The sequence below is a fragment of the Pedobacter sp. KBW01 genome (genome assembly GCF_003852395.1).
In the GTDB taxonomy this organism is placed as follows: domain Bacteria; phylum Bacteroidota; class Bacteroidia; order Sphingobacteriales; family Sphingobacteriaceae; genus Pedobacter.
In genome coordinates this window covers 201,756-227,055 of sequence record NZ_QAJQ01000003.1, presented here as the reverse complement: position 1 = coordinate 227,055, position 25,300 = coordinate 201,756, and the positions used below count along the sequence as shown (strand labels likewise).

Annotated in this window: 21 protein-coding genes; 8 read left to right on the top strand and 13 right to left on the bottom strand. The window is 41.4% G+C overall.

Going from position 1 to position 25,300, the window contains the following annotated elements:
• Positions 1 to 37: 37 nt before the first annotated feature.
• Together DBR40_RS03450 and DBR40_RS03445 are read left to right on the top strand one after the other, a co-directional pair.
• Entirely contained in the window at positions 38 to 220 is a 183-nt protein-coding gene (locus DBR40_RS03450) for a hypothetical protein (protein ID WP_124558411.1), read from the top strand.
• Positions 221 to 301: 81 nt separating this feature from the next.
• Complete coding sequence (locus DBR40_RS03445; RefSeq protein WP_124558410.1) at positions 302 to 1,591, top strand: gluconate:H+ symporter; 1,290 nt, start codon at positions 302 to 304, stop codon at positions 1,589 to 1,591.
• 118 nt (positions 1,592 to 1,709) lie between these two features.
• On the opposite strand, the gene DBR40_RS03440 is transcribed toward DBR40_RS03445, so the two are convergent.
• Genes DBR40_RS03440 through DBR40_RS03430 form a run of 3 tightly spaced genes read right to left on the bottom strand, consistent with a single transcriptional unit; the run spans position 1,710 to position 6,496 of the window.
• Positions 1,710 to 4,157: an outer membrane beta-barrel protein gene (locus DBR40_RS03440; RefSeq protein WP_124558409.1), complete on the bottom strand. Its 2,448-nt coding sequence runs from the start codon at positions 4,155 to 4,157 to the stop codon at positions 1,710 to 1,712.
• A 22-nt stretch (positions 4,158 to 4,179) separates the two neighbouring features.
• Entirely contained in the window at positions 4,180 to 6,081 is a 1,902-nt protein-coding gene (locus DBR40_RS03435) for a M56 family metallopeptidase (protein ID WP_158673981.1), read from the bottom strand.
• 25 nt (positions 6,082 to 6,106) lie between these two features.
• Entirely contained in the window at positions 6,107 to 6,496 is a 390-nt protein-coding gene (locus DBR40_RS03430; protein ID WP_124558407.1) for a BlaI/MecI/CopY family transcriptional regulator, read from the bottom strand.
• Positions 6,497 to 6,699: 203 nt separating this feature from the next.
• Here DBR40_RS03430 and DBR40_RS03425 point away from each other — a divergent pair, with 203 nt between their 5' ends.
• From DBR40_RS03425 to DBR40_RS03415, 3 genes are read left to right on the top strand one after another with little or no spacing between them, the layout of a single operon-like run.
• Positions 6,700 to 7,374 (top strand): FadR/GntR family transcriptional regulator, encoded by a 675-nt coding sequence (locus DBR40_RS03425; protein WP_233603790.1) that lies wholly within the window; start codon positions 6,700 to 6,702, stop codon positions 7,372 to 7,374.
• Positions 7,375 to 7,378: 4 nt separating this feature from the next.
• Entirely contained in the window at positions 7,379 to 8,212 is an 834-nt protein-coding gene (locus DBR40_RS03420; RefSeq protein WP_124558406.1) for a sulfite exporter TauE/SafE family protein, read from the top strand.
• Between the two features lie 8 nt (positions 8,213 to 8,220).
• Entirely contained in the window at positions 8,221 to 8,622 is a 402-nt protein-coding gene (locus DBR40_RS03415) for a DUF1634 domain-containing protein (protein WP_124558405.1), read from the top strand.
• Positions 8,623 to 8,742: 120 nt separating this feature from the next.
• On the opposite strand, the gene DBR40_RS03410 is transcribed toward DBR40_RS03415, so the two are convergent.
• Positions 8,743 to 9,600 carry an NAD(P)-dependent oxidoreductase gene (locus DBR40_RS03410; protein ID WP_124558404.1) on the bottom strand — a complete coding sequence of 286 codons (858 nt, stop codon included), beginning with the start codon at positions 9,598 to 9,600 and terminating at the stop codon, positions 8,743 to 8,745.
• Between the two features lie 132 nt (positions 9,601 to 9,732).
• Between DBR40_RS03410 and DBR40_RS03405 the strand changes: the two genes are divergently transcribed.
• On the top strand, positions 9,733 to 10,836 hold the full coding sequence (locus DBR40_RS03405; RefSeq protein ID WP_124558403.1) for a DNA alkylation repair protein: 1,104 nt from the start codon (positions 9,733 to 9,735) through the stop codon (positions 10,834 to 10,836).
• A 115-nt stretch (positions 10,837 to 10,951) separates the two neighbouring features.
• Here the strand turns inward: DBR40_RS03405 and DBR40_RS03400 are convergent, their stop codons facing one another.
• From DBR40_RS03400 to DBR40_RS03365, 8 genes are all read right to left on the bottom strand, one after another.
• Entirely contained in the window at positions 10,952 to 11,143 is a 192-nt protein-coding gene (locus DBR40_RS03400) for a hypothetical protein (RefSeq protein WP_124558402.1), read from the bottom strand.
• 70 nt (positions 11,144 to 11,213) lie between these two features.
• On the bottom strand, positions 11,214 to 13,298 hold the full coding sequence (locus tag DBR40_RS03395) for a glycoside hydrolase domain-containing protein (protein ID WP_124558401.1): 2,085 nt from the start codon (positions 13,296 to 13,298) through the stop codon (positions 11,214 to 11,216).
• 176 nt (positions 13,299 to 13,474) lie between these two features.
• Positions 13,475 to 13,993 carry a DUF2911 domain-containing protein gene (locus DBR40_RS03390; RefSeq protein ID WP_124558400.1) on the bottom strand — a complete coding sequence of 173 codons (519 nt, stop codon included), beginning with the start codon at positions 13,991 to 13,993 and terminating at the stop codon, positions 13,475 to 13,477.
• A gap of 208 nt (positions 13,994 to 14,201) precedes the next feature.
• Complete coding sequence (locus tag DBR40_RS03385; protein ID WP_124558399.1) at positions 14,202 to 14,825, bottom strand: class I SAM-dependent methyltransferase; 624 nt, start codon at positions 14,823 to 14,825, stop codon at positions 14,202 to 14,204.
• 423 nt (positions 14,826 to 15,248) lie between these two features.
• Positions 15,249 to 16,943, bottom strand: a complete 1,695-nt coding sequence (locus tag DBR40_RS03380) for a sodium:solute symporter (RefSeq protein ID WP_124558398.1) — start codon at positions 16,941 to 16,943, stop codon at positions 15,249 to 15,251.
• Between the two features lie 100 nt (positions 16,944 to 17,043).
• Entirely contained in the window at positions 17,044 to 19,512 is a 2,469-nt protein-coding gene (locus DBR40_RS03375) for a PIG-L family deacetylase (protein WP_124558397.1), read from the bottom strand.
• 93 nt (positions 19,513 to 19,605) lie between these two features.
• The gene (locus DBR40_RS03370) at positions 19,606 to 20,709 is read right to left on the bottom strand and encodes a M20/M25/M40 family metallo-hydrolase (RefSeq protein ID WP_124558396.1); all 1,104 of its coding nucleotides are present in this window, start codon (positions 20,707 to 20,709) and stop codon (positions 19,606 to 19,608) included.
• A 7-nt stretch (positions 20,710 to 20,716) separates the two neighbouring features.
• A complete protein-coding gene (locus tag DBR40_RS03365; RefSeq protein ID WP_124558395.1) occupies positions 20,717 to 21,328 on the bottom strand; it encodes an N-acetyltransferase in 612 nt (203 codons plus the stop codon).
• A gap of 285 nt (positions 21,329 to 21,613) precedes the next feature.
• Here DBR40_RS03365 and DBR40_RS03360 point away from each other — a divergent pair, with 285 nt between their 5' ends.
• On the top strand, positions 21,614 to 22,951 hold the full coding sequence (locus DBR40_RS03360; protein WP_124558394.1) for a sigma-54-dependent transcriptional regulator: 1,338 nt from the start codon (positions 21,614 to 21,616) through the stop codon (positions 22,949 to 22,951).
• Positions 22,952 to 23,165: 214 nt separating this feature from the next.
• On the opposite strand, the gene DBR40_RS03355 is transcribed toward DBR40_RS03360, so the two are convergent.
• Positions 23,166 to 23,618, bottom strand: coding sequence for a hypothetical protein (locus DBR40_RS03355; protein ID WP_124558393.1), 453 nt, complete (start codon positions 23,616 to 23,618; stop codon positions 23,166 to 23,168).
• Between the two features lie 45 nt (positions 23,619 to 23,663).
• Between DBR40_RS03355 and DBR40_RS03350 the strand changes: the two genes are divergently transcribed.
• A complete protein-coding gene (locus tag DBR40_RS03350; RefSeq protein ID WP_124558392.1) occupies positions 23,664 to 25,298 on the top strand; it encodes an ABC transporter substrate-binding protein in 1,635 nt (544 codons plus the stop codon).
• The last annotated feature ends 2 nt before the right edge of the window (positions 25,299 to 25,300 follow it).

The window sequence follows — 25,300 nt, the reverse complement described above, 5'->3', positions numbered from 1 at the left end:
GTGGTTAAAACCATAGAATTTTGATACTTTTACCTTTATGATCAGATTAAACAGCGATACCCCAACTGATGTGCTTCAGGATGTAAAGATTGGCAGCATGGTAACCGATACTTTCAGCAAAACAGGCCTGGTAGAAAGCATAGAAATTAAAGATGATGGTTTGTACCGCATTTACGAATTTACACTGGTTACCGGTAGAACCATTACGGTTAAAAAATAGCGGTCATGCTTTTCACAGACACCTATTAATCTAGGTAGAGCTGTCAATAAAACTAATCATCCTCCTTAAACTCCTAACCAAATGTCATTATTCATCTTACTTCTTGGTATCCTCCTGTTGTTTGTTTTGATTTTGAAAAAGATCAACCCGATGATTGCCCTGCTGGCTGTAGCCATTATTACTGGTTTGCTTTTGGGTATGCCGGCAGCCAAAGTAATGAGCGCCATAAGCAACGGCATTGGCAGTACACTGGGCAGCATGGTAATGGTTTTGGCACTTGGTGCCATGATGGGTAAACTGATTGAAGATAGTGGTTCTGCCAAAAAGATTGTATTCATTCTCATTAAGGCTTTTGGTCAAAAAAACATCCAATGGGCAGTGCTTTTAACTGGTTTATTGGTTGGCATTCCGCTTTTTTATAATGCAGGATTTGTGGTTTTAATCCCCCTGGTTTTTGCTATCTCTTCGGCAACAGGTCTGTCCAAACTATACATTGGGCTACCTATGGCTACAGCGCTTTCGGTAACACACGGCTTTTTACCACCGCACCCGGGCCCGGTAGCTTTGGCTGGTATATTTCATGCCGACATTGGAAAAACACTGATTTATGGATTAATTTTAAGTTTGCCCATTGCAGTTATTGCAGGGGTATATTTACCAAGGCTGCTCTTAAAACGAAGCACAAACGTTGTACAAGATGGCTTTGTAATTAATGAAGACGACAACCTGCCTTCGGCTTCTAAAAGTTTTATTACGGCACTGTTACCAGTATTTTTAATTGTTGCGGGTACACTGGGTAGTAGCCTTAAGATGGATTACCCAGGTAAAGCCATCTTTGTATTTCTCGCCGATCCGACTGCCGCACTGCTCCTATCGGTAGTGCTTACCTTAATACTGCAAAAAGCGTCGATTGCTAAAGCGATGGAATCTTGTACCGAAGGGGTAAAAAGCATTGCCATGATTGTGCTAATTATTGCGGCAGGTGGCGCCTTCAAACAGATTTTGATTGATAGCGGCATGGGCGAAACGGTAAAACAGCTTACCGGTGGTTTAAACCTATCTCCTTTGCTGTTAGCCTGGCTCATTACGGCATCGCTCAGGGTAACTTTGGGTTCGGCCACAGTTGCAGCATTAACTGCATCAGGCATGGTTTTACCCTTAATTGGCCCGGGTACCCCACCCGAGCTGATGGTCTTATCAGTTGGTGCCGGAAGTCTGATGTTCTCGCACGTTAACGATACGGGTTTCTGGATGTTTAAAGAATATTTTAACCTCACGCTAAAAGAAACCTTCAGCACCTGGACGGTGATGGAAAGTTTGGTATCTGTATTGGGTTTGGTTGGCGTGCTGGTATTGAACCAGATTGTGTAAGCCTATTTGATCGTCACTTCGAATGGAGTGCAACGTAACTGAGCAATCTACCAGCACTATAAATTTTCCAGATAGCTACTTGCAGGTATACCGTTGCACTCCGGTTAGGATTTCCCTACTAATTCTTTACCCGGTTCTTCTCTGCATCTGCCCCCGATGATTCGTGATTAGACGGTGTGCTAAAAGCCTTACCAAAGCGGTAGCTATAACTTAAAACCATTCTTCTCGAATCCTGTCGATTTACCCAGTTAGCCTCCGTAGCGGCCAGGTTGTTAATTATCCCATTAAATATGCGGTTTCTAAAAATATCACCAGCTGTTAATTTCAATGTACTTTTTGGACTCAATTTTTTCTGTACTGCTGCGCCAAACTCGTGTACCGATCCCAATAAAAACTGTACGTTAGAAAACTTGCTCTGGTATTGTCCGTTTAACTCGGCGCTCCAGCTTGGGCTGATTTTAAACTGTAGATTGGGATAAGCCCTGAAAAAAGTACCGTTGGTTACCAAATAACCAGTATAGAAATCTGTCTTCGAAATCATTCTGCCCACCTCCGTATAAGCATTCAGTTTAAGCCATTTGGTTAAATCAATTTCTGCATTAACAGAAAGATTAGCGACCCTAGTTTTACCCACATTGGCCGGACGGCTATAGTAGGTACCATTTAAAATTTCAATGGTTTCATTTACCTCATCGCGCACCCAACTGTAACTTAAGGTGGTGGTTATTTTGCTTTTAAAGGTATGCGATAGTTCTAAGCTCTGTGTAAACGAAGGTTTTAGAAAAGGATTACCCACATAATAGGTAAACTTATCCAGCGGTGAAAAGAAAGGGTTCAGATCCTGATAATAAGGACGATCAATGCGGCGACCGTAGTTTAAGCCCAGCTGGTTATTACCTGCTGTATCGAGCTTGTACGAAAGATAAAATGTTGGGAAAAGGCTATTGTAAGTACGTTTAAAACTCGAATCGGGCTTAATTAGGTTACCAAGCTGGTGCCCGTTCGAAACTGTATTTTCGTAGCGTAGCCCTATCTGTAACGAAAACCTTTTCCCTTCCCTGCTCATGTTCAGGTAAGCTGCGTTGATATTTTCGCGGTATAAAAAGTGATTGCTCTTTTCGTAATCGGGAGCAGTTTTTCCGTTCGAGGTATTGAAATAACCTGCAGTATTATCTGTTTTGGTATAGGCCGACTTGGCTCCTGCATCCAGCTTCCATTTATTGGCCAGCGGGTGGCTATAATCTATTTTAGCGGTATAAATATCGATATTCGAAGGTAAATCGCCCGTTAAAACATCCTGATACTTCAAAGCCATATTGGGCAGATAACTGAAATTGTAATAAGTTTGATCAGTTTGGTTGTGATAAAGGAGGTAATCTGCATCGAAAGTTAGTTCCCTGCCTGTCTTGTTAAATTTATGCCTGTAATTTAAATTAACCCCGGCATTCTGGTACTTAATCTGATCGATATTTTCAGCACGGATGACCGAATCAAGTTGCATAGCTGCATTGGATAGGTTACTTGTATTGTTGTTTACCTGTTTCGAAATCCGGTTCATCCCTGTAAACACCACGCCCCAGGTTGTTTTTTCAGTAGCATAAAAATCAAGGCCTGTTTTCAGGTTAAAGGTGTGGCCCTGCCTGCGGAAATATGAATTCTGGTTAAAGTAGGATTTGGCACTACCATCGTCATTTTTATATTTTCGGTTCAAATCCAGATCGGTAAAACTGTTGTTGAGGTTGTAACTCAGTGTTCCGAAAACGTTCAGCTTATCCTTACGGTAATTAAAATTAAAGCTATCGTTCGAACGGCTCATTTGCCCCTGGTTCAAACTCAGGTTAATCCCACCATTAAAACCTGCCGTTTTGGTTTTCTTGGTTTTGATGTTAATTACCCCTCCGTTTCCGGCCGCATCATATTTGGCCGGCGGATTGGTCATCAGTTCAATCTGATCTAGTGATGAAGAGGGCAAAGAGCGCAGGTAGTTTTCCAGGTCGCCCCCCGAAAGGTAGGTAGGTTTATCATCGATAAAAATGGCCACCCCATTTTTTCCCTTAAGCGAGATGGCTCCATTCTGATCGACACTTACACCAGGCGATTTGCTTAACACATCCAGTGCTGTGGTGCCTGCATTCGAAATCAGTGCATCAACATTCACTACCATACGGTCTATTTTCCGCTCAACAAAAGCTTTTTGACCAGCAACCGTTACCTCTTTAAGGTTATTGGTACCGGTAGCCATTTTAATATCGGCTAATGCGATACTGGTATGTGCTGCATCCACCAGCAAAGTGTCGCTTTGGTAAATGGATGCTCCTACCACTGATACTTTAAGCAGATACCTGCCGTAAGCGAGCTTATCGAAACCAAAACGTCCGTCAGCTTCGGTAAAGCTGGTTTTCAACAAAACCGCATCTTTTAGCAGGGCCACGGTAGCAAATTCGATGTTTTTGCCTTCGGCATCCAATACCCGGCCATAAATTTTGGATGATGGCGTTTGAGCTTGAGCAAAAGTAAAGGCAATATTCATCCACATGGCCAACAGGGCCACAATTATTGTTTTCATGAAGGGGTTAGATTAGCGCTTTTTAGAAATTGGTTTTGTGGTTCTCTACCATGAAATTATACATCAGCGAGTGTCCTTCGTTTTTTAAGAACTTTTGCTTGTATTTTTTCTGTACATCGGCACTTTGCTTAACACCGTTTACAATCAGCTCATCTTTATTAAGCTTATACGAGAGTTTGTTTGTGCTGCTGATAATACCATCTTTGATCATCTGCTGATTAATTTCGCTGGTATAATCGTGGCCATCGCCATTGGTTACCGTTTTAGAAGTAACCGTCCGTTCAACACCTGTTCTGGTTGTAGTACTGCCATAAGCCGGTGGAGTTGGCGGAGTTGGAGGTGTAGCCGGCGTTGCAGGCGTAGGAGGAGTTGGTGGCATAGGTGGTATGGTATATGAGCTTACAGGTCTTGGCGCTCTGGCTGGTCGTGGTACTCTGGCTGGTCGTGGCGGGCGCGGCGGGCGTGGCATATCATAACCTCTTCCGTCAGCATGCTCTTTTGCCCATTTAGCGTCTTCCTTAGCCCATTTTGCATCTTCTTTTGCCCATTCAGCATCATGCTTAGCCAGTTCTTTATCGGCTTTAGCGCGTTTTATATCCTCTGCTGCCATTCTTCTATCTTCTCTTGCACGTTTCTGATCTTCTATCCGGGCTTTAATATCCTGTTCCTTTTCAATTGAGGCCCTGTTTTTTTCTTGTAACGACTTTTCGGTACGATCCATTTTAGCCGCAATTTCGCGCTCCATTTGCTCGGCAGATTTGCCTTGTTTTGCTTCTTCACCGCTGCGTTTCGTTCCCTTAGCAGCTACACGCTTTTTGGTCGAATCCTGTACTACCTGAATAGCGCTTGATATTTTATTTCCGGTAACTGTTTTTGCATAGCCAACACTTTTAAATGCAGCAGTGCAAACCACTACCGAAACCAGTGCGATGGTTAATATTGTCTTTTCCATTTTGTTTAAAGTTGAATTGGTGTTAAATAACATCCTGCTTGCCCTTTGCAGCAGACTACCTTGCTTACCCGTAACCGCCATGGCATAAGCAGGTGCACGCTGCTTAAACTCCTGACAGACTACAAGGGCCTGAACGTAGTTTTTACGATCGTTTACACAAGCGATGGCCAAATCATCGCAACAGTGCTCGCGTTCTGTTTTTATTAATTGCGATACCCAAAGTACCGCCGGGTTGAAGAAGAAAACGATTTCGATAAAGCTCTGCAGCAGGTTTACCAGATAATCTTTGCGTTTAATGTGTGCAAGCTCGTGTGCGAGAATGGCCTCTACTTCGGCAGTTGACAAACCATTAAGCAAGCCCAGCGGAATTAATACCAAAGGTTTAAAATGCCCCACAACCATAGGCATTTGCGCAATACCCGATTGCATCAGGCTAATTGGTTGGCTTACCCCCAGCTTCTCACCGAGTTCGGCCAGTTTTACATCCCATTTTTTGCCCGCAGCATAAATTGCATGGTTACGCAAGTGGTAAACATTATTTAAACCCACAATAAGCTGGATACTTTTACCACAGATGATCAAAAACCAGATCAAAACAATCTGTACGGTATAGGCATTCCATAACGAAAGGGCCTGGTTCATACCAGCACTCATTTTCTCCTGCACACTGGTAATAGCTTGCCCATCAGCAGGAGAAAGATTAACTACCTTTTGGTTATTGCTAAACAATTGTGCAGCAATAACCGGTTTTTGAAGTTCTGTATAAAAAGTAAAAGCAATGGCAACAACAAACAGGCTTAAACAAACGGTTAGCAGGTTGTAGCGTAAAGCAGCACTTGCCTTACGGGTGGTAAACATTACCAAACCTGCCAGCAAGGCCAAAATTACACCCAGCCAAAGCGAGTGAAACAGTGTTGCGCCTAAAGCATGCAGCCAGTTCTCGGGTAAAAGGTTAACCAGTTTAAATTCCATAATGGTGTTTTTTAGCATTTATTAATTATTCCATGCTATCCAATAGCCGCTTAATCTCTTCGATTTCTTTTTTAGATGTCTTTTCATTCCCTAAAAGCTGCATCATCAGTTGCGATGCCGATCCTTTGTACAGGGTATTTACAAAACGATCTAACAATTGTACTTTGGTTTTTTCTTCTGCCTCAACCGGAATATAAATGTGCTTCATTTGGCTTTCGTCACGCTTTAAAATTCCTTTCTCTGTTAAAATCTGCATCTGTTTAAGGGTTGAAGTATAATTCACTTCCCGTTGCGTATTTAACTGATCGTTCACGAACCGAACTGTAGAAGGACCAAATTCCCACAAAACCTGCAATATTTCTAATTCAGCTTTGGTAGGTTCGGGTAGATTATTTTCAGTTTGATTCACTTTCATATCCTAAAGGTACGATACTTTTCGTACGACACAAATATTAGCTTAATTATTTTTATAAAACCCATGCCGAAAACAACATAAACATCTCATTATCAGCAATAAAAAATTTACGACAATAAAAATATTTCAGCTCGCCTTTTAATTCATAGCGAGAAATGAGATTAAAAAGACAACAAACATCTGATGTTTAAAATAAACATCGTATGTTTGCATATAAATTCAAAGCTATGGAACAGGAAAGTAAACTTTTCGAGCAGGTTTCGGTTAAAATCCGGGACGACATTAAAGCAGGCAAATTTAAGACGGGTGAAAAAATACCACCCGAACCAGCCCTGATGGAGCTTTACGGAGTAGGTCGATCTACCATTCGCGAAGCGGTAAAATCGCTCACTTTATCAGGTATACTTACTGTTAAGCAGGGTTTCGGCACTTTGGTAAATGCAGTACCAACCGAACCGATTGAACAAAGGTTACGCCGATCGGATTTTGAAGAAATTAATCACGTAAGATCGATCCTGGAGCAGGAAATTGTATTGCTGGCTACCCAAAACCGTACAGCAACCGATCTGGAAGCTATGGCTGCAGCACTGGAAAACAGAAAGTTGGCTATTGAAAAAGAATCGCGGCTGGATTGCGCCAATGCTGATATTGAATTTCACCTGGCCATTGCCCGTTCATCAGGCAACCATGTTTTAGCCGATCTTTACGAAAGCTTTACCGTTATTATTCGTGATTTCTTTGCCAAAAGAGCTCCATCGGGCATTGCACATTTTGCCATGAGCCATCACCTACATCAGGCTTTATTTAACGCGATAAAAGATGGAAACGCCGATGCGGCTCGCGAAACAACCATTACCATATTGAACAATAACCATTAATATCATGTCAATTTTAACTTTTACCCTGATTTTAATCCTTGGAGCATACCTTGCGGGTTTAGTTGGGTCGTTAACCGGTTTGGGTGGCGGCGTAGTCGTTATACCACTGCTTACCCTTGTTTTCCATGTCGATATCCGCTATGCCATTGGTGCAGCGTTATTGGCTTCTATCGCCAACTCATCGGGAGCTGCCAGTGCTTATATCAAAGAAGGTATTACCAACATCCGGCTGGGCATGTTCCTCGAAATTGCCACTACACTTGGTGCAGTTTTAGGCGCTTTAATTGCCATTTATACCCCTACCAATACCATTGCTATACTTTTTGGCTGTGTACTGCTTTTCTCTGCCGCCATGACGCTTAGAAAAAAGAACCAAGAGGCTTTAACGGAAGGCAGTCACTTATCGGCGGTTTTAAAACTGAACAGCAGCTACCCTACCCCATCAGGCAACGTAGCCTACAAACTCAAAAATGTGGGCGCAGGTTTTTCGATCATGACAGTAGCGGGCGTAATGTCGGGCTTACTAGGTATCGGCTCAGGTGCATTAAAGGTACTGGCAATGGATACTGCCATGAAAATCCCCTTTAAGGTGAGTACCACAACCAGTAACTTTATGATTGGGGTAACGGCGGCGGCCAGCGCTGTGGTTTATCTGCAACGGGGTTACATGGATCCGGGCATCGCTTTCCCCGTAGTACTTGGGGTATTGGGTGGCGCATTTACAGGTGCAAAATTGTTAACGCATATCAATCCTTCTACCCTGCGGATTATCTTTTGTATTGCGATCACCTTTGTGGCCTTCGAAATGATTTATAACGGTTATCACCATCAATTTTAAATACAATTATGAAAAATTCAATATCAAAACAGCTTATCGGCGATCGGGATGTAGAAAAAATTGTTGGTCAGTTATTACGCTTTGGGGTAATTACCGCAAGCCTGATTGTTTTATTGGGCGGAGTACTTTTTTTAGTCCAAAACGGAAACGGACCACGACCCGATTACCATATCTTTAAAGGAGAACAAGACAGTTACATCACTTTTGAAGGGATCTTTCTGGGGCTTTTTACCTTTAAACCCATGGCTATTATCCAGTTTGGAGTGCTGCTATTAATTATTACACCCATTATGCGGATCGTATTTTCACTTTTTGCATTTATGCTGGAAAAAGACAAACTATATGTTATCATTACACTAATTGTATTGGGTGTTATTCTTCTCAGCACTTTTAGTGGATTGAAAGTTTAATATTTTCGGTATCCTATTCGTAGAGTTAAGTACGTCTCTACGGATTTATCGTATTGGTCGGTGTTCCCACCGACCAATATTAGTTTATCGGCTGGTGCAAACACCATCCGATAGGTTGCCTTAATCAGCCTTAACTTCTTTAATCACCGCAATTATATCTTCCTCACCGTATCTTATCGAAGCCGATTCGAAAGTTTGTAATGCCGTTTTAGCCAAAGGTGATGAAATTCCCTCTGCTTTGGCCAGATTTAGATCTTTCACGATGTGTTTCAGCGCAAAGGCAGCCTGATATTGATCAGCTACAATAGCGTCACCCTTAATTTTGGTAAAAATATTGCCAATAGCCGCGTTATTAATCAGGTTGAGCAGATCTTCGGTTTTAATTCCCTGCGCGTTAGCAAATACGACCGTTTCGGCCAGTCCCTGGGCGTATAAAGCCAATAGTGAATTGATCGCCAGCTTTGCACTATTGCCTGCTCCTGTTTCGCCCACGCGCATGGCCAGTTTTCCAAGCTTTTCTAAAATAGGTTTAACTTCGTTAAAAGCAAGCTCATCACCCCCCACCATAATCACCAGCTGACCTGTTTCAGCCTGTTTTACACTGCCTGAAACAGGTGCATCTAAATAATGGAGACCTTTCGCTGTGCATGCCTCAGCCATTTGCCGGGAGATCGATGGAGAAACCGTACTCATATTGATGATGATTTTTCCAGCTACTTCTGCACTCAAAACACCATCTGTATCATTAAAAATGGCTTCAATTGCCGCATCATCACTCACCATTACAAATACTACATCAGTTTGTGCAATTAAATCTTTTGGCGTTTGTGCCAGTAAAGCGCCCATTTCTTTTAAAGTGCCTTCTTTGGCCTTGCTCCTGTTATATACCCTAACTTCGTATCCTGCTTCAATCAGTTGTGTAGCCATTGGGATACCCATGTTGCCCAATCCGATCCAGCCTATTTTTGTTGTGTTCATTTTGCTGTTATTTGTTGATAAACAAATGTGGCAAAGAAAAAGCTGAAATCGTTTACCAGCCTGATAAAAATGATGTTGGCCAAACAAAATAAAACTTTATTGCGCTAACTTTGATTTCCTATTTAACTACCTATGGCCAGCCCGCTAAAAGATTTATATTCACCCGCATTTTACAACAGGTTAAGCGGTGCCTTAACCGCCACCATTCCCACTTTTGATGAGCAAAAATTCGTTCAAAATATTTTTGTGCCCGAATTTGATTCGATGGAACTGAAAGAAAGAATGAAACACACTTCAAAAGTATTGCATCATTTTTTACCTGAAGCTTATCCACAGAGAATTACACTCCTCAAAAAAACAATAGAACAGCTAAGGGTTCAGGGTATTGGCGAAGATGGCCTAGCCTATATGTTTTTGCCCGATTATATTGAAACTTATGGAATTGATGATTTCGAAAATTCGGTAGAGGCACTGGAATTTGTTACCCAGTTTGTAAGCTGCGAATTTGCCGTACGTCCCTTTATTTTGAAGTACGGAAACGAAATGATTTTACGCATGCAGCAATGGTCGGTGCACGAAAGCCATAAGGTGCGCAGGCTTGCCAGCGAGGGCAGCAGACCCCGCCTGCCATGGGCGATGGGTATTCCTTTTCTGAAAAAAGACCCTGCCTCCATTTTACCGATTTTAGAAAACCTTAAAAGCGATCCTTCCGAATATGTAAGGAGAAGTGTAGCCAACAGTTTGAACGATATTGCGAAAGATCACCCGCAAGTGGTTTTGGCGGTAGCTAAAAGATGGTCGGGTTTAAGTACCGAAACCGATGCCCTGATTAAACACGGTAGCCGCACCCTTTTAAAACAGGGCCACACCGAAATTTTGAAGCATTACGGTTTGGATGATACCGGCATTGTATTGAAAGATTTTAAACTTTTGACCCCGGTGGTAAAAATTGGCGAAAGTCTGGCTTTCTCATTTTCTATCCGCAACGAAAACCCTACAGAACAAAAGGTAAGGCTAGAGTATGCCGTATATTACAAAAAGCAAAATGGGCAGAACACCAAAAAAGTATATAAAATTTCTGAAAGGGTTTATACGGCGGGTGCCGAGGTAGCCATTATCCGCAAACAAAAATTCGTATTAATTACCACAAGAAAATTCCATTTGGGCGACCACCAGGTTTCGATAATTATCAATGGCGCAGAAAAGGAACTGGAAAATTTTGACCTTAAAGCATAAACAACCTTTATTCAACTAATTCAATTTCGGTTTACGATTATAAAAAACAAAAGAAGCCGGCTTTTATAAAACCGGCTTCTTTTGTTTGTATGTTGAGTTTTTTCTAAATGGTGTTTTACAGCAATCCGTACAAACCGTGGGCATAATTCCTCAAAGAGGCCGATACAGTTTTCATCTTATCGGGCGATGGTCCTTTAACTTTGTAGGCCTCGGGATGAAGGGCTAAAGGTTGCTCATCGGTTTCTGCTGTCGTGTTTCTGTTGCTTAATGTAGCATGTTGTTCTTCGCTTAATTTTAAAGGTGCCATGATCTCGAATTTATACTACAATAACAGGACAACTTTAAATATGTTTGTCGGTTAAGCTTAATTTTTCAAATTAATTTTCGAGACTGGAAATCCAGTTTTCGGTATCAGAAACTTTAACCGGTGTTGCACTTGAAACAATCTTTAAAATACCTCCGGCATTGATATCATCTTGTGTAATATAATTTTTCTTAAAGAGCTTTCCATTCAGGAAAACTTCCTTAATGTATTTGTTTTTTAAGCTAAAATTAACGGTTTCAATTTTGAAGGTTTTTCCTTTTGGCAGGCTATAAGTAACCGTTGGAAACAAAGGCACATTTAAATAATAAACAGGCCAGCCTACGCAAGCGGGAGAAAAACCACTGGCTGCAAAGACATACCAGGCACTCATCGCACCTGCATCGTCATCCATGGTACGCAGGTAGGCATGTGGCTGGTTGTGGTAAATTTTACCGATATAACTGCCAATACCGCGACTATTGTCGTTAAAGTAATTCTGGATTACCGTATCCGCAGCCAATTGATGCATCCAGTATTGCGATTTATATCCCGATTTGGTTACATTGTACATCAGCGGCACCTGTAAATCGGGTTCGTTGGCGTGGTTGTACAAATCGTGGGCAAAAAATTCGTCAAGCTTCGCCAGGTATGATTCTTCTCCCCCATCAAGCTCAACAAGTCCTTTAAAATCGTAAGGCACAAACCACCTGTACTGCCAAATGGTACCTTGATATAAACCTCTGGCCTGCATGCGGTCTACATCGTTCTTGCTCATGTCTTTAAAATCTTTGTTCCAGTATTTTTTATACTCCAGGGCTTTTGCCAGATAAAAATCAGATTTTTCCTTGTTCTTTAATATCTTGAATATTTCGGCTAATGCCCAGTTATCGTAGCTCGATTCTAAAGCTTTATCAGGCGATTTATAATCCAAACCATTTACTTCTTTTACCAGAGAATCGGCAATTTTATTAAAATCGACTGGGTAACCTTTACGGTAGGCGTCAAGCAACACCACAATGGCATGCTCTGAACGCACGGTATTGGAAGGCTCATTTTGGCCGGCATAATCTTTTTTGCCTGATTGATAAAGATCGGCAATTGAGGTAACCATACCTGCGTAACGGTCTTGCGCAACTAGCGAAAGTAAAGGCAGCTGCGTACGGTAATTATCCCAGATGGCCCAGCCATTGTAACGAATTTCCTTATCTTTTTGCTCCTCGCCTTTGGTGTTGCGGTAGGCACCGTCAGTTTCTGAAATAACGTATGGCGATTGCATGGTGCGGTACAATAGCGAGTAGAATAATTTTGCACTTTCCAAATCGCCATTTACTGCAATTTTAGACAAATTGGTATTCCAGTCTTCATGGCTCTGCGCTTTTACTGCAGCAAATGCATTTTTATTGATAGAAGCCTTTGCGGCAGCTACACTTACCGATGAAAGGGCAATGTTAATACCTGCTGTGGTTATACCGGACTGTAGTGTTGCGATTAACTTATGTTCATCAAGCACTTTCCAGGATACACCTTCACCTATTTCCAGATAGTAAAACAATTTGTATTTACCGGCACCGCAGGTTGTGCGTGAGGTAATCCAACCGCTAACAGTATTGCCGTTCACTTCATGTTCTTCGGCCACAAAAGCACCGTTAAAAGCGTAACCTAAATCAAGGTAAAAGCCTTTAGCCCCAACCGGAAACTGATAGGCATGTTTGCCGGCTTTGCCTAAAACAGTAAAACTGGCTTTAATTTTATTTTCAAAGCCAACTTCGTAATAGCCAGGAGAGGCTTTTTCTGATGCTTTGATTAATTCTGATTGTGCCGGGTCAGCGCCTAAGAAAGGTTTGATAAAAATATTTCCGCCTGATCCCTGGCATCCTACCCCTTCGAAACGGTTATGGGTAAAGCCTTCAAATTTCTTGGCAAGATATTCGTAACCGGTATGCGTTTTAGGGTAAGTTTGAGGACCAATGCTTAACATGCTAAAAGGGTAAGACGCGGCCGGCGACATCTGCCCATGGTCTGCAGATGAGCCTAAAAAAACATTTACCTGATCAACAGGTTTTGCCGAACTAACGGAAAATATATTCGTTTTTTGTTGTGATAAAACGTTTAACGAGAAGAACAATAGAGCCCCTACTATTTGAACAGAAAACTTCATTTGAGGTTTGGTTTATAAATTGCGCCAAAATAACATTTTAAGATGAAGTGGCGGTTATGTTTTAGCTTCTTTACAAAAATGTATCTGGTTACGGTTTGGTAAGCCCGGTAAACGCTTAAAAACAAAAAGCCATTCCGGGTATCGGAATGGCTTTAATATCGTGTGTGTTTTAAAATTTATTTCACAGCAACCGGAACAGAAATCTTATCCCAATCTAAAGAGAAACCGCTTTTGCCAATTTTATAAACCAAACGCTCTTGAGTTGCTTTTAAAGCTTTTGTTTTTACATCAACACGTAAAGCATCTTTAGCTTCTTCATATTTGTAAGCACCCCATTGTTTAGGCTCTTTGTTAAAAATAGCTGTCCAGGTTCCGCTTTCCTTCGGGATTAAGAAGAAACTGTATTTACCAGCTGGTAATGCTTTACCTTCAACGGTAATGTCTTTATCAGTTTCGAACGTAGTAGCTTCGTTTGCTCCGGCACGCCAAACTTTATCCCATGCTTCCAAGCCACCCCAAATTTTACGGCCTTTAACCGCAGGGCTGCTGTAATTAATGGTAATGGTTGCACTTTTAATTTTACCTGTTGCAGTTGCTGCAGGACTTGGTTTAGGCTGCGCATCTTGTGCCATTGCACTTACAGAAATTGTAATTGCTGTAAATAACATAGCGATTGATTTGATCATCGTTTTCATAGTATTATTTTTATTTGTTTTGCTGTTCTTTTGATTTTACGAATTTATGGCTTTAGCGCGATAAAACAATAATACTAAATAAATTGATACCGGAATGACGATACAGGTATCCTAAGGAACAAATCCTGTCTGTATAGTTTTCCTATCGGTTGGTGTCCTCACCCGACCGAAACAACACCAATCTACCATTCCGATTAAAGCTACTGTTCTATTTCTTCCGGCCCACAAACCTGATTACTGATCCCAGCCCGTTATGAAACACACCTTCGTTCAGCTCGATTTCTTTTTCTTCCAGCGCTACAATTTCGTAATTGGTGAAATCTGATTTTATTTCTTCGATAGAGAATAACATATCGAGTTCTTTTGGCCCACCAACTTTTTCGTTACGGGCAAGATAGTCAAGGTGATTTTTACTAAAGGCTTCAAAAATAATCAATCCACCTTTACGTAAATAACGATCTAACGTTTTGTGATAAGCTGATTTAATCTCCGCCGGAAAATGTGCATAAATTAATGCGATGGCATCAAATTGTTCTGCTTTGTAATCCAGATGCTGCAACTCACCCACCTGATAATCGATGCTCACATGGTTACTTTCAGCAAGCTGAATGGCTTTGTTTTTACCTTCGGCACTAATATCAAAGGACGAAACCTTCCAACCGAGCTTTGCAGCAAAAACGGCATTGCGGCCCTCGCCTTCAGCCGGAAAAAGTATAGTGCCACTATTTAGTTTTTCTAATTGTTCTTTAAGGTAATTATTGGGCTGTTCGCCATAAGCGAACTCTTCGGTACGGTATCTATCGTCCCATCTGTTTATCCAGGCTTCGTTCATAGGTAATGATTTTGTTTAAAATGGCTGATTAGCCAACAAAATAAAGATATTGAATTTTGAGTGAGTGAACGCTAAATTGCTTGTGAAGATAGGCCAATTGGTTAAAAATTGATAAGTTGATGACCGTAGTTGAATTGTATCGTCTTCGACTCCGCGCAGCCTAACAAACTATGTTAATATCGTCTGGTGTTCTATAACCGGCTAAAATAATATCCTGTTCGTAGAGTTAAACGTAGCGTCTCTACGGATTGGCAAATAAGATTGAGTTTGTAAACTCAATGGCAAAGAACGAGTCGAAGACTCTTTTCCATTCATAATTCGTAGAACCCTTCGGAACTCTACGGAAAGTTAGTTCGATTAAGCAAAAATTAGCCAAGTCCTTCGACAAGCTTAGGATGACAATCACCAAGGTAGAAACCTCTCCTATTCACTCACAACCGCCCTCGGCTTGTGAAACAACAAGCCCAGCAGCGAAAACACAATTACTGCAGCAGCACCGATTACGTTAAGCCATAAAAAGGAAATAATATCAAATTTATATACTGCAATCACCACAATTTCGGCGAGTATCGCTGAAATAAAAACTATAGGGCCATCAATTTTTTTGAAGTAAAAAGCGACAAGAAAGATACCCAATATTGGTCCGTAAAAAAGCGAGCCTAAAACATTTACCGCTTCAATAAGCGACCCCATCTGCGTGGCAAACATAGCTACGGCGATCGAAAAAATTCCCCAGGCAAGCGTGTGTAGCCGGCTGTATTTGAGTTCTGTTTCATCATCCGGTGCTTTTGCCCCAAAAATAAGATGCACATCCTTTAACGAACATGCCGCAAGCGAATTGAGTGCGGCAGAGATCGAACCCCAACTGGCCAGAAATATTACAGCAAAAAGTAATCCCACCATACCTACTGGCAGCGTGTTTTTCACGAAATATAAAAAGATATAGTTGGTATCTGTTTTCTCGGCATTATAGTTCGATTGGTTAATGGCCTCTTCTACCCTTGCATGCAGGTCTTTCACTTTGTTCTGCGTAGATTTAAAATCGGCTATCGAAGCACTTAATAATGGCGATTGCTTTTCTTTTTCTGCCAGTATTTGGTGCGATTGTTGCGTAAATTGTTTTTGTAATGCGTTGTGTTCTTTTTCAAAAGCAGCAGCTTGCTGTGGTTCTTTTTCCTTTAAATATTGATACGAACGTTCGTTAAAATAAATGGGCGCTGGTTTTAAAGAAAAGAAAGCAAACAATAAAGCCCCAATTAGCAGGATAGCAAACTGCATAGGTATTTTAACCAGTCCGTTTAACAGCAATCCCATTTTGGCATTGGTATTATCTTTTGCCGTAATGTACCTCCCCACCTGACTTTGATCGGTGCCAAAATAAGAAAGTGCCAGAAAAAATCCCCCAATCAGTCCGCTCCAGATATTGTATTTATCTTTCCAATCGAATTCTGTAGTGATTACATTCAATTTACCCGATTTACCGGCCAGGTAAAGTGCATCTTTAAAACCGATTCCATCGGGCATGTGCTGAATTAACAGATAGCCGGCAAAAGCCATAGTACCCAAAATAATTAAAAACTGCAGTTTCTGCGTATGCGCTATGGCTTTAGCCCCCCCTACATAAGTATAAATCAACAAAATACCACCGGTAAGAATGTTGGTTAAATAAATATTCCAGTTTAAAACACTCGATAAAATAATACTGGGCGCATAAATACTGATCCCAGTTGATAGCCCCCTTGAAAACAAAAACAGAAGCGAAGTGAGCACGCGTGTCTTCTTATCGAAACGGTTTTCTAAATATTCGTACGCCGTATAAACATTCAGTTTTTGAAAAATGGGAATGAAAGTAATGCAGATTACAATCATGGCCAAAGGCAAACCAAAATAATATTGAACAAAGCGCATCCCATCAGTATAGGCCTGCCCGGGAGCCGACAAAAAGGTAATGGCGCTGGCTTGCGTAGCCATAATACCCAATAGCACAATGTACCAGGGTATTTTATTATCGGCTTTTAAATAAGAAGCATTACTTTTTTGTCCACGGCCAATAAAAACACCATAGGCCACTACAGCAAAAAGCGTAAATATCAATACTGCCCAATCGATATTGCTCATGCCCAGAATTTAGTAAACAGGTAATAAAATACAATCTGAAACACCAGCGCAAGCGCTAAAAGGATATACCAGGTGTTCCAGTTTTTTAATTGGTTTTTCATTATTTACCAGCTGATAAAAAGTTAAAAAATAACCTGGCAGCTCCCACATTTCCGGCTGGCAATTGTCTGAAGAACGCCAGCGGACTATAAATAAAATTTCCTTTACCATATTTGGCATACAGGGTAGATCCCTGCAATGGTTCTTCATCAGTATCGTGCATTTCGAAAAGCGTTTCGTACTTATCATCCCACTTATCAGGAAAATAAGCTCCGCGTTCCTGCACCCAGCCTTTAAAATCTTCAGCAGTTATTTTATTGGGATAATTCAACAACTTATGGTCTGGCTTTAAGATTTTCACTTCAGCATTTTCTTCAGTTACCCGCTTACCACTAATGCTCAAAGGATAAATGCCGAAATCCTGCAGTGCCATATCCTGTGTAGTATTGTACTGCATTACGATGGTACCACCGTTTTCTACGTAACTCCGCAATGCCGTTTGCCAGTTTTTAATCCGCTTCTCCGTATTAATTACACGCACACCGGTTACCACTGCATCGTATGTAGCCAGTTTTGTCGCATTCAGGATATCTGCTTCCGTTAATACATCAACCTGCAAGCCTGCCTGTCTTAAAAACTCGGGGATTAAATCTCCAGCTCCTTCAATATAGCCTATTTTTTTAGCCAATACTTTTACATCACCTTTTATTAACCAGGTTGTGGCAGGTACAAAATACTGTAAAGTTGGAAGGTGAGGATATTGAATCATGACCTGTCCTTTGGTATATTCGGCACTCTCTGAAGAAAAAACAGCTTCAAGCTTGTTCTGACTTGACTTAATTTTTGCCAAATCTTCAGCGGGGATTAAAAAATTTCGGGTATTGATGGTGTTTTCGGCCAGATTAACGCCCCCAAAAGTTTTAACAATCTGGTTGCCAATTTTGAAACTGATTTTACCGTAATTGATATTCTTATTGGCCCTTAAACGTAAGGTAACATTTAAACCTTCTTTCTCTTTGGCAAAGTAAACCGGTTCGGTAAAATTCAAATCTAGCGCCGGGATAATGCGAAGCCCCTCAACTACATCGCCTTTAACCGGATCTAGTTTTTTGAAAGATAAGGGAAGCTGCACATCAAATTTCTCGGATTCAATTTTTAGCGAAAGCAATACATTAACAGGCGACTGCACTTCAGGCAAACCAATTAAGGTATCGTTTGCTACGCTAAAAGTTGCGGCATCTTTTGCAGGTTTGGCCAGCCAGTAGGGTTCTGTAGGCAAGGCATCAGCAGGAATCTGGATTTTACGTTCGATGGTAATCAACGAATCACCTGATAGTTTTCTATTGAGGTTATCGGTTTGATTTAACCAGTTCACACTTTCTAAAGTTACCGGAGTTGCAGATCTCGAAATTAAGTTTAAACGGAAATTATAGCTGTTACCCGCAATGGCTTCGGGCTGATTGGTCACCACTTCGCCCATAAAACCTACACAGCTTAAAATAATATGATCAATGGCCGCAAGTTTATCTTTGCGCAAATCTGCATCAGACAATTCGGCTACTTTTTTGCGTAGCATCAGCAGTCCGTGCAAACTTTTATCGGGCTGGTTATAGTTGAAAGATAATAGGATAATATCAATCAATTCATCAATATCGCCCACACCTTTGTCCGACCAGTTCATGCTTAAACCATCAAAAAGTGTTCTTTTAACGGGCTCACCTGCTACATGCGTAAAATATTCAGAACGTACACCGGCAACCGACTGCGTACCGGCACCCTGACTTTTGTGCAAACTTCTGCTCAATCCGGCCAGTTCTCCGTAGCCCATACCCAGTTGCGCATCGTACTGACCAACAGTTAGCTTCAACTGATTTTCGGCTGTGGTATTTACCGAACCAAACCTAAAAGTATTCCAAAGTAACCTTTTGGGCTGCCAAACCGAAACGTATTTCAGTTGATTTGGGAACATATTTTTATCGGCAGCGGCCTTAAATGCCTTTTCGGCCACTACAGCCGAAGCTGCATGTTGTCCATGCCCTGCCGCAGCAGTAGGCGGAAAACGGCAGATAATCACATCCGGCCTGAATTTCCGGATTACCCAAACCACATCGGCAGTAATGCTATCGGCATCCCATTGTTTAAAAGTATCGTTTGTATTTTTAGAGAAACCAAAATCAATGGCGCGGGTAAAAAACTGCTGGGCACCATCCAATTTCCGTGCTTCTAAAAGCTCGTGTGTTCTAATCAAGCCCAAAGCAGCGCCTTGCTCAGTACCCAAAAGATTTTGTCCACCATCACCGCGGGTAAGCGATAAATAAGCTGTTTCTACATTTTGTTCGTTAATTAACCATGATAGTAAGCCTGTATTTTCATCATCGGGGTGGGCAGCTAAGTATAAAACCTTTGGTAAATGCTTTAAGGTTTTCAGTTCACGGTAAATCTCGGCCGATTTTGCCGGGCGCACTTGTTGGGCGGCACAGAACATTACCGGTAAGCATAGGGTGAATATGGCAGTTAGTCTTTTGAACATATTATTTGTTTTGCGAAACTCAAATATGCTCAAAAAGCTTTTACTTTAGTGCTTCGGAAACGAAAAAGGTACAAAAAATGGCGCTTCTCCGATTTATGCCCTTTTAAAAACAGATTCGAGCAAATGGATATAGAGGGTTATCCCTTCTTCAATTTCTTCAATCAGCACAAACTCATCGGCAGTATGCGATCTGGCCGATTCGCCCGGCCCCATTTTTACCGATGGCATACTCAACCAGCCCTGATCGGAACTGGTAGGCGAAACATAGGTTTTTCTGCCCAGAGCCAATCCGGCAACAACAAGAGGATGCAGCACATCGATGTTGGATGGATTGAGCACATTTGGACGCACGTTGAAACTGCATAGCGTGTGGTTGATAATTACATTCAGGATCTCACGCGGGGTATAATTGTGATCGAAACGGATATCGACCGTAAAATGGCATTCGCCAGGCACAATATTATGCTGCAAACCCGCATTGATTTGTGTAACAGTCATTTTTACCGGGGCAGGCAAATGATCCTCAATCGGAAACTGAAAATGCGAAAACCATTCGATATCCTTAATGGCCTTGTAGATGGCATTATCCCCTTCCTCGCGCGCGGCGTGGCCCGAGCGTCCTTTGGCTACACAATCAATCACCATCGAACCTTTTTCGGCAATGGCCATGTGCATACCGGTTGGCTCGCCAACTATGGCAAAAGAAATGGGTTTAAGATCGTCTAAAATGCTCCTGATACCATTCAAACCTGAAGTTTCTTCTTCTCCGGTGGCTGCCAGGCATAAATTGAAAGGCAGGTCTTTCGATTCGTAAAAGTAGATAAAGGTCGAAATGAGCGATACCAGCGAAGCCCCCGCATCGTTACTGCCCAAACCGTGAATTTTTTCATCGTATATCAGTGCACTGAAAGGATCTAAGCTATATTGCTCGTTGGGCTTTACCGTATCGTGGTGCGAGTTGAGCAGAATGGTCGGTTTTGCACTGTCGAAATATTTGTTGTAGCACCATACATTATTGTTTTTACGAATGGTGTTGATACCATGTTTGGCCAGATGCGATTCTATTTCGCTGGCCGTTCCTTGCTCTGAACCGCTAAAAGATGGTATGGCAACTAAAGCGGATAAAAGAGCTAAGGCTTCTGTGTATAATTGGTTTAAATCGGGATGACTGGTCAGTGGTTTTTCTGCGATATTCATGATGTAATTAAATGCTTTTAAGGTTTAGGTTTTGTTGCAATTGGAGTGTATTTTCGGCGCTGGCGATAATTTGATCGATATGTTCGGGACTGAACAACATGGCCGTGCACAAGCAATTACTTTTATTTTTACTTTCCAGGATGGAGTAGTTTACACAGCTTTTACAGCTTTCCCAAAATGCCGTATCCTGGGTAATTTGTGCAAAGGTTACAGGCTCGAAGCCCAGTTGAGTGTTCATTTTCATAATGGCTGCACCAGAGGTTATGCTGAATATTTTCGCATTGGGATACAAACGGCGTGATAGGCTGAAAATCCGGTTCTTAATACTTTTGGCAACACCAGATTTTCTAAATTTTGGCGCAACAATTAATCCTGAATTGGAGATAAAAGCATTATTTTGCCAGCTTTCGAAATAGGAAAAACCAGCCCATTCGCCACCGGCAGTTACTGCAATTACCGCTTTGCCGGCAATCATCTTTTCGACAATTGAGGCTGGTGTTCTTTTCGAAATGCCCGAACCTCTTAACAATGCTGAGCTTTGTGTTTCAGCTACAATTTCATCTGCATATTTTGCATCCGCTTTGGTTGCAACCCTGACAAAAATTATTGAATTGTTCATTTTAATAAAATTTCATACTTGCCAGTCATCAAAAGCAATACCTAGGACAGAAACAAGACAATAAAACACTGATTATCAACATAAAAATTCAAAAAAAATAAACAGCTATCCTGGCGAGCACCAGCAAAACCCTGCCATTTTGAAAGGCTTTTTACCATATTGAAAACCTTTTAGACTAGCCATAATTAATTGATGCAGTCGCCAACTAAATCCAAAGGCCACAATTATCACAATCGTTAATAATTCGGTATATTTATTGTTAATATTGCAGCATAAATTTAACCTATGAATGGGATGGTCCTCATCATCGATGATGAAAAGAAAATCTGCAGTTTACTTTCCAGGATTATAGAGTTGGAGGGCTTTAAAACCCTTCAAGCCAATACCGGAAAAGAAGGACTTAAACTTTTAAAAAATAACGACGTAAGCATTGTCATCAGTGACGTAAAGCTGCCCGATGTAAACGGAGTTGCCCTGGTTAAAGATATCAAAGCCATTAAACCTTTTGTCGAAATTATTAACTTGACCGCTTATGGCACCATTGCCGATGGCGTACTGGCCATTAAAAACGGGGCCTTCGATTACCTGGTTAAAGGCGACGACAACGATAAAATTATTCCGCTTTTATACCGTGCAATGGATAAATCCAATCTTCAACGTCGTGTGGCAGAGCTTGAAAATAAAATTGCACAAAAGCATAGTTTCGAAACCATTATCGGCCAATCTAAAGCTTTAAAAGAGGCCATTGATCTGGCCAGAAAAGTAAGCGTAACCGATACTACGGTTTTACTTTTAGGTGAAACAGGTACAGGAAAAGAGGTTTTTGCGCAATCGATCCACTATGCGAGTCCTAGGGCAGAAAAACCTTTTGTAGCACTGAATTGCAGCGGTTTTAGTCCCGATTTACTGGAAAGCGAGCTTTTTGGCTACAAAGCTGGCGCATTTACAGGTGCCAATAAAGATAAAAAGGGCTTATTGGAAGAGGCCAATGGCGGCACTTTGCTATTAGACGAAATCGGCGAAATGAACCTCGACCTGCAAGCCAAGCTATTGCGGGTATTGGAGAGCCAAACCTTCATTAAAGTGGGCGATACCCATACCCAACAGGTAAATGTGAGGATTCTAGCTGCAACCAATAAAGATTTAAAAGGTGATGCCGCTACAGGCAAGTTCCGTTCAGACCTTTATTACCGTTTGTCAGTTTTTACGCTTACACTACCGCCCTTGCGCGAACGTAAGACGGATATCCCTGCTTTGGCTAAACACTACCTCAAGGCATTTGCCGATAAGGTAAACCGGACCGTGCCTAAAATGGACGATAAAATTCTGTCCATACTAACCGACCACGGCTGGAAAGGAAATATACGCGAACTTAAAAACGTAATTGAACGTCTGGTGATTCTATCCGATGGCGATACTTTAAGTGCATCTGCTCTGCCTCCCGAATTTTTTGAGTTCATGCCAATAGAAAACGAATACAATTTACAGCAGATCGAAAAACAGCATATCCAAAAAGTCCTCCTCCACACCAAAGGCAACAAAACAGAAACTTCGAGATTACTCGGTATCGGATTAACTACGCTTTACCGTAAAATAGAAGAGTATCAGATTAAAGAGATTTAAAGGAAAGTCCAAAGACTAAAGCTAAAAGACCAAAGTCAGGTAAAAGTCCGGAGTCGGAGGTCTGAAAGTCAGAAGATTGGATGCAAATATCCTCTTAAATGCACTAAGGTGTTTTAGGTGGTAAATTAGAGACCCTGAAATAAATTCAGGGTGACAGATCGGGGGGTAAAAATATTAAATGGCCTTAACTGCCTTATATGGTGAAATAGCAAAACTAAGCCTCAAACCTGATCCACTTATCCCCTTCGTGCCCAAATATAAAAGAGCCCGGATGCAGCATTTCAGCAATATCTTCGATTAAAGAAACTGCATTTTCGGCAGTTCTTTCACGGTTTACATCATCATTTAATAAAATAATGCGGTTGTTTTGTACTGCCTGCCAACTGGTATTCAGTGCAGCCGGTACTTCGCGCATTAAATCGGTAAGTGTTTTGCCTGGTTGGTAATAAATAATAAATACCGCATTTAAAACATCGGCTTCCACCATTCCGCCGGCTAATGCAATTTCTTCGGTTAGCAGGTAGTTTGGATTATTGCTGGTATCCAGGCAAGCTACCGGCATTTTATCCATAAATTTAATCTTGTGTTCTACTAAATCTAAACGTTCCTGTAATTCTTCCTGTTTAGCAGCATCGAGGCCAATAAATAAATCGTTTAAAAAAGACATCTGCATTAAATTTATTAATTTGTGCAAAAATAACATTCCTACCCGATGCGAGGCTCATTTAATTATATATTTTGGATTTTTTGTGCCACCCTGATCTTTAGCTGTAAGGAAAACGCCAGTCACCAGGCTAAAAAAGTCTTCAATATTAACCTCGATCAGGGCTTAACCTCAATAGATCCAGCCTTTGCCCGCAACCAGAATGCCATCTGGATGACCAACCAGATTTTTAATGGTTTGGTGCAGGTCGATTCATCGCTGCAAACTATTCCATGCATTGCTAAAAGCTGGCAAATTTCTGCCGATGCTTTAACTTATACCTTCAACCTGCGCAACGATGTTTACTTTCACGACGATCCTATCTTTAAAAACGGAAAGGGCCGAAAAGTTGTAGCCAGTGATTTTGCCTATAGTTTTTACCGTTTAATTGATCCGAAAGTAGCTTCATCGGGCGGCTGGATTTTTAGCGATAAAGTAAAGGATGAACATAATTTTATTGCCTTAAACGATTCTACTTTCCAGATTAAGCTGGTACGCCCCTTCCCGCCGTTTATGAGTTTGCTTACCACGCAATATTGCTCGGTAGTACCCAAAGAAATTGTAAGCCATTATGGCAAGGATTTCAGGAGCCATCCCATTGGTACAGGGCCCTTTAAATTTAAATACTGGAAAGAAGGCGAAATCCTGGTGTTATTAAAAAATGAGCACTATTTCGAAAAAGATGAAAAAGGCATTAAATTGCCTTACCTCGATGCGGTAAAAGCTACTTTCATAACCGACAAGCAGAGCGGCTTTATGAGCTTCATAAAAAAAGACCTCGATTTTTATTACAATGTAGATGGAAGTTACCGGGATGATATCCTGACCAAAAGCGGTAAAATGACGTCCAAATACAAGGGAAAGTTTAATCTGACTAAAAGCCCCTATCTGTGTACCGAATATGTGGGTATACTTGTAGATACCAGCCTGGCCATTGTTAAAAAATCGCCCCTGCGTTTAAAGAAAATCAGGCAGGCCATTAATTATGCCATTGATAAAGATAAGCTCATTAAATACCTGCGCAATGGTGTAGGCGTATCGGCAACCTCTGGTTTTATTCCCAAAGGGATGCCCGGTTTTGATAGCCTTGCCGTTAGCGGTTATGCGTATAACCCTAAACTTGCCGCAAAACTTTTAACAGAAGCGGGGTTCCCTGAAGGTAAAGGCCTGACAGAAATTACCCTGAATACCACTACAACCTATAAAGACCTTATTGAGTTTATACAGGGAGAATTAACTGCTGTTGGCATTAAAACCAAAATTGATGTGAGTCCAAGTGCCAGCTTAAGAGACCTGATGTCGAAAAACCATGTAAACTTTTTCCGCGGCTCCTGGCTGGCCGATTATGGAGATGGCGAAAATTTTCTTTCCATGTTTTATTCAAAAAACAAAGTTCCTTACGGCCCCAACTATACTGCCTTTTACAACAAAGCTTTCGACCAATTATTTGAGCAGAGCTATTACGAACCTGATAACGAAAAGCGGTTTGCACTATACCGCAAAATGGATCAGATTGTGATGGATTATGCACCAGTGGTACCACTTTTTTACGATCAATCGGTGGTAATGTTGCAGAACAATATTTCCGGATATTCTTTTAATCCGCAAAGCCTCATGATTTTAAAACGGGTTCAAAAAAAGTAAAA

What these genes read in the sequence shown, in the direction of transcription:
- DBR40_RS03450 (WP_124558411.1), top strand. Translation starts at nt 38, where the DNA reads ATGATCAGATTAAACAGCGATACCCCAACTGATGTGCTTCAGGATGTA.
- DBR40_RS03445 (WP_124558410.1), top strand. Translation starts at nt 302, where the DNA reads ATGTCATTATTCATCTTACTTCTTGGTATCCTCCTGTTGTTTGTTTTG.
- DBR40_RS03440 (WP_124558409.1), bottom strand. Translation starts at nt 4,157, where the DNA reads ATGAAAACAATAATTGTGGCCCTGTTGGCCATGTGGATGAATATTGCC.
- DBR40_RS03435 (WP_158673981.1), bottom strand. Translation starts at nt 6,081, where the DNA reads ATGGAATTTAAACTGGTTAACCTTTTACCCGAGAACTGGCTGCATGCT.
- DBR40_RS03430 (WP_124558407.1), bottom strand. Translation starts at nt 6,496, where the DNA reads ATGAAAGTGAATCAAACTGAAAATAATCTACCCGAACCTACCAAAGCT.
- DBR40_RS03425 (WP_233603790.1), top strand. Translation starts at nt 6,700, where the DNA reads ATGTTTGCATATAAATTCAAAGCTATGGAACAGGAAAGTAAACTTTTC.
- DBR40_RS03420 (WP_124558406.1), top strand. Translation starts at nt 7,379, where the DNA reads ATGTCAATTTTAACTTTTACCCTGATTTTAATCCTTGGAGCATACCTT.
- DBR40_RS03415 (WP_124558405.1), top strand. Translation starts at nt 8,221, where the DNA reads ATGAAAAATTCAATATCAAAACAGCTTATCGGCGATCGGGATGTAGAA.
- DBR40_RS03410 (WP_124558404.1), bottom strand. Translation starts at nt 9,600, where the DNA reads ATGAACACAACAAAAATAGGCTGGATCGGATTGGGCAACATGGGTATC.
- DBR40_RS03405 (WP_124558403.1), top strand. Translation starts at nt 9,733, where the DNA reads ATGGCCAGCCCGCTAAAAGATTTATATTCACCCGCATTTTACAACAGG.
- DBR40_RS03400 (WP_124558402.1), bottom strand. Translation starts at nt 11,143, where the DNA reads ATGGCACCTTTAAAATTAAGCGAAGAACAACATGCTACATTAAGCAAC.
- DBR40_RS03395 (WP_124558401.1), bottom strand. Translation starts at nt 13,298, where the DNA reads ATGAAGTTTTCTGTTCAAATAGTAGGGGCTCTATTGTTCTTCTCGTTA.
- DBR40_RS03390 (WP_124558400.1), bottom strand. Translation starts at nt 13,993, where the DNA reads ATGAAAACGATGATCAAATCAATCGCTATGTTATTTACAGCAATTACA.
- DBR40_RS03385 (WP_124558399.1), bottom strand. Translation starts at nt 14,825, where the DNA reads ATGAACGAAGCCTGGATAAACAGATGGGACGATAGATACCGTACCGAA.
- DBR40_RS03380 (WP_124558398.1), bottom strand. Translation starts at nt 16,943, where the DNA reads ATGAGCAATATCGATTGGGCAGTATTGATATTTACGCTTTTTGCTGTA.
- DBR40_RS03375 (WP_124558397.1), bottom strand. Translation starts at nt 19,512, where the DNA reads ATGTTCAAAAGACTAACTGCCATATTCACCCTATGCTTACCGGTAATG.
- DBR40_RS03370 (WP_124558396.1), bottom strand. Translation starts at nt 20,709, where the DNA reads ATGAATATCGCAGAAAAACCACTGACCAGTCATCCCGATTTAAACCAA.
- DBR40_RS03365 (WP_124558395.1), bottom strand. Translation starts at nt 21,328, where the DNA reads ATGAACAATTCAATAATTTTTGTCAGGGTTGCAACCAAAGCGGATGCA.
- DBR40_RS03360 (WP_124558394.1), top strand. Translation starts at nt 21,614, where the DNA reads ATGAATGGGATGGTCCTCATCATCGATGATGAAAAGAAAATCTGCAGT.
- DBR40_RS03355 (WP_124558393.1), bottom strand. Translation starts at nt 23,618, where the DNA reads ATGTCTTTTTTAAACGATTTATTTATTGGCCTCGATGCTGCTAAACAG.
- DBR40_RS03350 (WP_124558392.1), top strand. Translation starts at nt 23,664, where the DNA reads ATGCGAGGCTCATTTAATTATATATTTTGGATTTTTTGTGCCACCCTG.